Origin of the sequence: Streptosporangium sp. CA-115845, assembly GCF_050943795.1 — a bacterium.
Taxonomy (GTDB): domain Bacteria; phylum Actinomycetota; class Actinomycetes; order Streptosporangiales; family Streptosporangiaceae; genus Streptosporangium.
The window spans coordinates 5,479,749-5,487,853 of record NZ_CP191988.1; the positions used below are offsets into that span (position 1 = coordinate 5,479,749).

Annotated in this window: 4 protein-coding genes; all 4 read right to left on the reverse strand. The window is 73.6% G+C overall.

The annotated features are described in order from the left end of the window. Nucleotides 1–23: 23 nt before the first annotated feature. From ACQP0P_RS26980 to ACQP0P_RS26995, 4 genes are read right to left on the reverse strand one after another with little or no spacing between them, the layout of a single operon-like run. Nucleotides 24–4,184, reverse strand: coding sequence for a non-ribosomal peptide synthetase (locus ACQP0P_RS26980; protein WP_433359269.1), 4,161 nt, complete (start codon nt 4,182–4,184; stop codon nt 24–26). A gap of 43 nt (nt 4,185–4,227) precedes the next feature. Next, the gene (locus ACQP0P_RS26985) at nt 4,228–4,533 is read right to left on the reverse strand and encodes a phosphopantetheine-binding protein (protein WP_350925224.1); all 306 of its coding nucleotides are present in this window, start codon (nt 4,531–4,533) and stop codon (nt 4,228–4,230) included. Then, nucleotides 4,530–4,958 carry an aspartate 1-decarboxylase gene (gene panD, locus ACQP0P_RS26990; protein WP_433382126.1) on the reverse strand — a complete coding sequence of 143 codons (429 nt, stop codon included), beginning with the start codon at nt 4,956–4,958 and terminating at the stop codon, nt 4,530–4,532. Before panD ends, ACQP0P_RS26985 begins: the two co-directional genes overlap by 4 nt. A 13-nt stretch (nt 4,959–4,971) precedes the next feature. Then, nucleotides 4,972–8,097 (reverse strand): amino acid adenylation domain-containing protein, encoded by a 3,126-nt coding sequence (locus tag ACQP0P_RS26995; protein WP_433359270.1) that lies wholly within the window; start codon nt 8,095–8,097, stop codon nt 4,972–4,974. Nucleotides 8,098–8,105: the final 8 nt, after the last annotated feature.

Genomic DNA, 8,105 nt, shown 5'->3' on the forward strand with positions numbered 1-8,105 from the left:
AAGCCGATCCTCCGCCGGCGTCCTCAGCCGGTGAGGAAACGGCTGATCAGATCGACGTGCGGGGCGCGGAGAAGTTCGTGGTGCTCTCCGGGGATCTCGTGGACGGTCAGGTCGGAGACGGTCTGGCGCCAGCCCGCCTCCTGGACGGCGCGCAGCGCGGGCGGATGCGACTCGCTGGCCAACAGGGTGACCCGGCCGTGGAACCAGCCGGCCCGGTAGTCGGCCAGGCCGCGCAGGCTGTCGCGCCAGAGCCGCAGCAGCTCCGGCCCGTACGCCTCGTGGTAGGCGGCCACCTGGGAGGAGGTCATGCCGAGCCCGGCGAAGAAGCCCACCTTGGAGTCGAGCAGGGTCTGCCGGGCCTCGGCGGCGCCCAGCGGGGCCAGCCGGTCGATCAGCGCCTCCAGTTCGGCCAGCTCGCCCAGCAGGTCGGTCACGAACACCTCGGGCAGCACCGAGTCGATCAGCACCACCTGGTCGACCTGGTGGCCGAGCGCCTGTAGCCGCCTGGCCGTCTCGAAGGCCAGCACACCGCCCGCGGACCAGCCGGCGAGCGTGTACGGACGCGCCAGGTCCAGTCCCGAACCGGCCAGCTCCCGGGCGTACCTGGCGGCCATGTCCGGCAGCGAACCGGCTTTCACCCCCGACTCCAGCGCCTGCAACGCGTGGACCGGCCGGTGCGCGGCGAGCCTGGCCGCCAGCCCCGCGTAGCAGCGCGCGGAGCCGCCGAGCGGATGGAAGCAGTACAGCGGGGCTCCGGCGGACGTGGAGACGGCCAGCGGGGTGATCACGGGGAGCGAGGCGGCCGGAGCACCGTCACTCCCCAGGTCGGCGCCGTGGCCGGGCTCCCGGGCGGGACCGGAGGAGCCGGAGGCGGGATCGGGGGCGGTGCCGGGGGCCGGGCCGGGCCCCGAAGACCCGTCGGAGGCGTGCCCGAAGCCACGGTCGGAACCGGGGACGGCTGCGGACACCAGGGTGGCCAGGCCGCTGACCGTGGCGTTGGCCAGGAACCTGCGGAGCTTGACCTTCACGCCCAGGCGCTGTTCCACACTCGCCATCAGCCGTACCGCGCCGAGGGAGTCGATACCCCTGGCGAACAGGTCCTCGTCCGCGCCGACGTCCTCGGAGCCGATCCCGAGCAGCCCGGCGATCAGGTCGGCGATCTGCCCCTCGACGGCGGTGCGCGCCCGGCGCGGAGCGGGCTCCTCCTCCGCGTCTCGCACGGTGGCGGCGTTCACCTCCGGCAGCGCGGATCGGTCCACCTTGCCGTTGCGGTTGAGCGGGATCGCGGGCAGCCGCACGAAGACCGAGGGCACCATGTACTCGGGCAGGCTCCGGGCCAGGCCCGCGCGCATCTCGGCCGCCGTCGCGGTGCCGACGACGTAGGCGACGAGCCTTCGCCCTCCTCCGGAGCCGGAACCGATCGCGGATGCGGGTCCAGAGGATCCGGGTCCAGAGGATCCGGGCCGGGGTTCGGGAACGGGTACGGGTCCAGGTCCGGGCCGGGGCCCGGGTACGGGCGCGGTTCCGGATCCGGGCCGGGGTTCGGGTACCGGTACGGTTCCGGGTTCGGTTCGGGGGTCGGGCACGGGTGCGGCGATGACGACCGACTGCTCGACGCCCGGCAGTTCGTCCAGGGCGGCCTCGACCTCTCCCAACTCGACACGGAATCCCCTCACCTTCACCTGGTCGTCGAGCCTGCCGAGGAACTCGAACTCCCCGTCGGCGCGGAGCCTGCCCAGGTCCCCGGTGCGGTAGAGCCGCGAGCCCGGCGGGCCGAAGGGGTCGGGCAGGAAGCGCTCGGCGGTCAGCGCGGGCCTGCCGTGGTAGCCGCGCACCACGCACTCGCCGCCGATGTACAACTCGCCGGGCACCCCCATCGGGAGCGGACGCATGGCGTCGTCCAGCACGTACATGGCGGTGCCGGGGATGGGCCTGCCGATGGGGACCAGCTCGCCGCCGATCGGGCCGGTCACGGTGTGCACGCAGTTGGCGACGGACGCCTCGGTCGGGCCGTACTCGTTGAGCAGCACCGGCGCCGGGTCCAGCGCCTGCCAGAACGCCAGCGCCCGGCTGGGGAAGGCGTCGGCGCCCACCACCAGGACCCCGGCCAGTCCCGCGGCCTGCTCGGCGGAGAGCTGCCCGGCCAGCACCTCCAGGTGTCCGGGGGTGAGCTTGACGAACCCGTACGGCCGGGCCGACAGCGCGGTGCCCAGCTCGTCGAGGGCGGTGTCCTCGGCGGCGACGTGCAGGCACTGGCCCACCACCAGCGGCGTGTAGATGTTGGGCACGACCATGTCGTAGGCGACCGAGGAGAAGAGCGGGGCCCCGCCCACGCCGCCGACGGCGTAGGCCGACACGCACCAGCGCAGGAAGTTCACCAGGCCCCGGTGCCCGACCATGACGCCCTTGGGACGCCCGGTCGAGCCGGAGGTGTAGATGAGGTAGGCCAGGTTGCCGGACACGGTGGTCGGGTCCGGGTCGCCGGAGGGATATCCGGCGCTCTCGGCTTCCAGGGCGGCCTCATCGTCCAGCACCAGCCGGGCACCTGAGTCGGCCAGCATGTACTCCAGCCGGGCGGCCGGCAGATGGGGGTCGAGCGGCAGGTAGGCGGCCCCGGCCTTCCAGATGCCGAGGAAGGCGGCGACGAGCCAGTCGGAGCGTCGCAGGCGGACGGCGACGATGCTCTCCGGGCCCATGCCCCTGCCGCGCAGCCAGTGCGCGATCCGGTTGGCCCTGGCGTTCAGCTCCCGGTAGCTCAGCCTGATCTCGCCGAAGGTCAGCGCGACGGCCTGCGGGGTGCGCCGGGCCTGCCGCTCGAACAGCTCGTGCGCGCAGACGTCCAGCCGGCCCAGCGGTTCCGGCCCCCGGCAGGCCGCGAGCAGCGTCTCGCGCTCGGCGGGCGGGAGGATCTCCAGGGCGCTGAGCGGTACCTCGGGTGCGGCGGCGACCTGGGCGAGCAGGTGGACGAAGGACTCGGCGAGCCGCCGGGCGGTGCCGGGCTCGAACAGGTCGACGCGGTAGGTCAGGTGCCCCAGCAGGTGGCCGCCTGCCGGCATCAGGGACAGCGCGAGGTCGTACTTGGCCGCGGTGTCGGGGAACTCGAACGGCTGCACGGCCAGGTCGCCGAGGGCCGTGCTCTCCGGCAGGCCGGCGTGCAGCTCGTACAGGACACGGAAGAGCGGGGCGCGGCCCTGGGCGAGCATCGGGTACGGCAGGTGCTGGTGGGTGAGGGCGTCCAGGCAGTAGGCGCGGACCCGGCGGAGCAACTCGGTGAAGCTCGGGTCGCCCGACAGGTCGGCGCGCATCACGACGGTGTTGAAGAAAGCGCCGACGAGGTGCTCGGAGTGCGGCGCGGCGCGGTTGGCGACGGTGCTGCCGAGCGCGATGTCGTCCTGGCCGCAGTGGCGCGACAGCAGCGCGGCGAACGCGGCGAGCCCGGCCATGTACGGGGTGGCCCGGCAGCGCCGGGCCACGGTGCCGAGCACGGCGGCGGTGGCGGCCGGCACGGTGAAGGTCAGCGTCGCCCCCTCCGTGGCGGGCTCGGCGGCGGTCTTCGTGGCGGGGACGCGGTCGGTGGGCAGGTCGAGCGAGGGCAGGCCGGCCAGGGCGCCGCGCCAGTGCGCCAGGGCGGGCGCCAGATCCACGGCCCGCTCGGCGGCCACCACCTCGTCGTACCCGGCGGGCAGCGGGGGCAGCGGGTCCGGCAGCCCGGCGAGGCGGGCCCGGTAGAGGGCGTCGAGCTCGCCGAGGAAGACGCCCATGGACCACTCGTCGAAGGCGATGTGGTGCACGGCGAGCACCAGGACGTGGTCGTCGGCGGCCAGCCGGGCGAGCCGGCCCCGCAGCACCGGCCCGGCGGCCAGGTCGAACGGCCGCCGCGCCTCGGCGGCGGCCGTCCTGCGGGCCTCCTCCTCCGACGCCACGGGGTGTACCGGCAGCTCGACCGGCGCCGGTGGCAGCACCGAGGCCACCGGCCGTCCTTCGACGTTCGGGTAGACGGTGCGCAGCGCCTGGTGGCGGGCGACGACGTCGCCGAGCGCCCCGGCGAGTGCCGGGACGTCCAGCGGGCCGCGCAGGCGCAGCGCCAGGCAGACGTTGTACTCCGTCCCCGCGGGGTCCAGCTGGTGGCCGAGCCACATCCGCTCCTGGGCGTACGACAGCAGCGTCCCGGCAGGAGAGGTCACAGCCGGGGGCTCTTCGGACAGGGACGTCCCGGACGAGGATGTCTCAGGCGCTACGACCGGCACCTTCCACCTCCAGCGGCGAGTGCGGTGGGAGGGGTGACGCCCCGTCTTCCAGCAGGCCGATGACGACCTGCGCCAGCTCGCCCACCGTCGGGTGGGTGAACACGTCCGCGACCGGCACCTCGACGCCGTGCCGTGCCCGGATCCTGGCGACGAGCTGGATGGCGACCAGTGAGTGGCCCCCGGCCTCGAAGAAGTCGTCGTCGAAACCGACACCGTCCAGGCCGAGCAGCAGCGTCCAGTCGTCGGCCAGCGCCTGGTGGACGGGGGTGTGCGTGGGCGCGCTCATCGTGTCCTCCTCGCCGCACCCGCGGGTGCGAGCTGGTCTTCTGCCCCCGGCACCGGGCGGGCGGGGTCGTGGTCGACGTCGACGATCCGGTTGGCCCCGTCCACATGGACGACCCGGGGCCGGTAGCCCGGCAGCTCGTCGCCCGAGTACTGGCCGTAGGAGATCAGGATCACCATGTCCCCGGGCGCGACCAGGTGGGCGGCGGCTCCGTTGATGCCGATCACCCCGCTGCCGCGCTCCCCGGCGATGACGTACGTCTCCAGGCGGGTGCCGTTGGTGATGTCGACGATCGCCACCTGCTCGCCGTCCAGCAGGTCGGCGGCGTCCATCAGGTTCTCGTCGATCGTCACCGAGCCGACGTAGTGCAGGTTCGCGTGGGTGACCGTCGCTCGGTGGATCTTGGATTTGAACATCGTGCGCAGCATCTCGGGCTTCCGTTCACACATGGGAGGCTGGTGACAGTGCCGAGAGCGGCGCGTGCGGGTCACGCACCGCCGCTCCCAGCAGATGCAGCCATGCATCCACCAGACTCTCGACGGTGGATCCGTCGAACAGGCCGGTGTTGTAGGCGACCTCGCCGATGATCGAGTCCGGGGTCTCCGCGACCGAGCAGACGAGGTCGGCGACCGTGGTACGGGTCGCCAGGTCGATGGGGGTCACCGTCAGCTGTGGCAGGCGTACGCCCTCGGCGCCGGTGAGCGCGCTGAGCGGGACGCCGTTGAAGATGACGTCGAAGAAGGGCGAGCGGCCGGGCGAGCGCGGCGGGCGCAGCGCCTGGACCAGCCGCTCCAGCGGGACGTCCTGGTGGGCGTAGGCGCCGTGGACCACCTCGCGGACGCGGCCGAGCAGTTCGACGAAGGTCGGGTCGCCGCCGCAGGGGGTGCGCAGCACCAGCGTGTTGACGAAGAAACCGATCATCTGCTCGGTCTCCGGGCGGGTACGGCCGGGTACCGGGGAGCCCACCGCGACGTCGGCGCCGCCGCACGCCTGGAAGAGCGTGGCCTGGAAGGCGCCGAGCAGGGCGGCGAAGAGCGTCGTGCCCGCCTCGCGGCCGAGCCGGCGCAGCTCCTCGGTGACCCGTTCTTCGATCATGAAGGAGACCCTGGCGCCCGCGTAGGTCTGCACGGGCGGGCGCGGCCGGTCGATGGGCAGCTCGGCCGGGGTGATCCCGGCCAGCTGGGCGCGCCAGTAGTCGAGCTGCTCGCCACCCGCGGCGTGCTCACGCTGCCAGGCGGCGTAGTCCACGTACTGCGCGGCCGGTTCGGGGAGCACGGCGGGCCGCCCGGCCAGCGCGGCCTCGTACAGGGTGGCCAGCTCCTGCCAGAGCACCTGCTCGGAGGCGGCGTCGTAGCCGACGTGGTGGACGACCAGGGAGAACACGTGCTCGTAGGCGTCCAACCTGGTCAGCCTGGCCCGCACCGGCGCGGCGGCGGCGAGGTCGAAGGGGGTTTCCCAGTCGTCCTGCAGGGCGTCGGAGGCGGCGCTCTCGCGGGCGATGCGGGTCTCGCCGGGCGCGACGCCGAACCTCAGCCGAGGTCCGTGAGCGTCGACGCGCACCTCGGGGATGCCTTCGGGGCTCTCCACGTACCGGGTCCGCAGGATCTCGTGCCGGGCGACCAGTTCGTCGAACGCCTGGCGGAACGCCGCCACATCGAGGTGGCCGTGCAGGCGGCAGGCGGTCGGCACGTTGTACGCGGTCGAGCCGGGCGCCAGCCGGTGCAGGAACCAGAGGCGTTCCTGGCCGTAGGAGAGCGGCAGCGTCCCCTCGCGGGACACCCTCGGCAGCGGCGGGAGCTGCTCGGCGCGGGTCTCGGCCACCTCCTCGGCGAGTTCCTCCAGCGACTCGGCGGAGAAGAGCAGGTAGAGCGGGAAGTCGATGCGCAGATCGTCCTGGATGCGGAACATGACCTGGGTGGCGAGCAGGGAGTTGCCGCCCAGCTCGAAGAAGTTGTCGTCCAGGCAGACCGTGTCCAGGTCCAGGACGTCGGCCCAGATGGTGGCCAGCGCCTGCTGCACGGCGGTGACCGGGGGCCTGCCCTCGGCCCGCTCGGCGGGCGGGGCGATCTCCGGTAGCGCGGCCCGGTCCACCTTCCCGCTGCTGGTCAACGGCATCCGGTCGATCACCGCGAGCTGCGCGGGGATGAGGTAGGGCGGGAGCCGGTCGACCAGGTGAGCCCGCAGCTCCGCCGGGTCGGGGGCGGCACCGGAGGCCACCACGTAGCCGAGCAGGCGCTCCCCGGCGACCGTGACGGCGGAGCGCTCGACCCCGGGGTGGGCGTCCAGGGTGGCCTCGATCTCGCCCAGCTCGACCCGTACCCCACGGATCTTCACCTGGTGGTCGGTGCGGCCGAGGAAGTCCAGGGCGCCGTCGGGGCGGCGCCGCCCCAGGTCGCCGGTGCGGTACAGCCGCGAGCCCGGCGGCCCGTACGGGTCGGGGACGAAGCGCTCGGCGGTCAGCGCGGGCCTGCGGTGGTAGCCGCGCGCCAGGCCGATCCCGCCGATGAACAGCTCGCCCGCCGCACCGTCGGGTACGAGCTCTCCCGCCTCGTCCAGCACGTGCACGGTGTTGCCGGTGAAGGGCGTTCCGATGGAGACGACCGGGCCCGCGTGCGGGTCGTGCGGGTCGTAGGTGTACAGGGTGGAGTCGATCGACACCTCGGTGGCGCCCCACTGGTTGTGCAGCCCGCAGCCGTACACGCCGATCTGCTCGTGGAAGGCGAGCGCCAGGGGTGCGGTCAGCGCCTCCCCGCTGGAGATCACGTGGCGCAGGTGCGGCAGCGGCGGCAGCCCGGCGCGGCGGTGCGCCGCCAGGAACAGCGCGAGCATGCTGGGCACGAACTGCACGACGGCGGCGCCGAAGCGCGAGGTGGCCTCCAGCAGCGCCACCGGGTCCCGGTGCTCGCCCGGCGGCAGGATCGCCACCACCCCGCCGGTCGACAGCGGCCAGAACACCTCCACCGCCGAGTCGTCGAAGCTGAGCGTGGTCTTGTGCAGCACGGCCTCGCCCGGTTCGAGGCGGTGCTTGGCCTGCATCCACCGCATCCGGTTGACCCAGCCCCCGTGCGTGCTGGCGACCCCCTTGGGGGTGCCCGTCGAGCCGGAGGTGTAGTAGAGGGAGACCAGGTTGCCCGGGTGCACCCCGGAGCCGGCGGGGGTCGTCGGGTGACGGTCGATCAGTGTGCTGTCGCGGTCGAGCAGCACGACGCGGGTGAGGTCGCCGGGCAGCAGGTGGGCGAGTGCCTGCTCGCCCACCGACACCGGCGCCGCGCCCTCGGTGACCATGAGCCGCGCCCGGGCGGGCGGCGCGTCGGGGTCGATCGGCAGGTAGGCTCCGCCCGCCTTGAGGATGCCGCACAGCGCGATGACCAGGTCCAGTCCCCGGTGCACGCACACCGCCACGGGGGTGTCGGCGACCACTCCCAGCTCGCGCAGGTGATGGGCGAGCTGGTTGGCGCGCCGGTCCAGCTCGCGGTAGGTCAGGGTGTGGCCGTCGGCATCGATGACGGCCACGGCGCGGGGGGTCCGCTCCACCTGGGCTTCGACCAGCCCGTGCAATCCGGCCACGACTTCTC